Annotated in this window: 1 protein-coding gene; it reads left to right on the forward strand. The window is 68.2% G+C overall.

The genetic code is table 11. From position 1 onward, the window contains the following. On the forward strand, nt 1–358 hold a 358-nt coding region (locus ACLZOT_RS50640; protein WP_416976074.1), incomplete at both ends, for a UbiA family prenyltransferase.

A 358-nucleotide genomic window follows, 5' to 3' on the forward strand; every position in this document is an offset into this window, starting at 1 on the left:
GCCGGCCGATCCCGTCCGGCCAGATCAGCCTCAAGCAGGCCTGGGCCTTCCTGGTCGGCTGCAGCCTGGTCAGCTTCCTGATCCTGGTGACGCTGGGCCCCGTGGCCATCGCCCTGGGCGTCGCCTCGCTGCTGCTGGTCGCCGCCTATCCGTTCATGAAGCGCATCACCTGGTGGCCGCAGGCCTGGCTGGGCCTGACCTTCAACTGGGGCGCCCTTCTGGGCTACGCCGCCGCCACCGGCGAGATCGCCTGGCCGGCGATGCTGCTCTACGCCTCGGGCATTTTCTGGACCCTGGGCTACGACACCATCTACGCCATCCAGGATATCGAGGACGACGCCCTGGCTGGGATCAAGTC

Origin of the sequence: Streptomyces sp. 4F14 (genome assembly GCF_048159485.1) — a bacterium.
GTDB lineage: Bacteria > Actinomycetota > Actinomycetes > Streptomycetales > Streptomycetaceae > Streptomyces.